A 211-nucleotide genomic window follows, 5' to 3' on the forward strand; every position below is an offset into this window, starting at 1 on the left:
CTGGGCTAGCTGGATTCGAACCAGCGCATGACGGAGTCAAAGTCCGTTGCCTTACCGCTTGGCTATAGCCCATTAATATTTACTAGTATGGTTGTCTTTTCAAAAAAATAAACCTTTTCAGGTTGTTTTTTTGAAAATGGTGGAGGGGGGCAGATTCGAACTGCCGAACCCGAAGGAGCGGATTTACAGTCCGCCGCGTTTAGCCACTTCG

At 47.4% G+C, this 211-nt stretch carries 1 tRNA gene; it reads right to left on the bottom strand.

The features are described from left to right. Positions 1–72: transfer RNA gene (locus JDS96_RS31685), tRNA-Gln, on the bottom strand. Between the last annotated feature and the right edge of the window lie 139 nt (positions 73–211).

Origin of the sequence: Bacillus cereus group sp. N21 (assembly GCF_016483395.1) — a bacterium.
GTDB lineage: Bacteria > Bacillota > Bacilli > Bacillales > Bacillaceae_G > Bacillus_A > Bacillus_A pseudomycoides.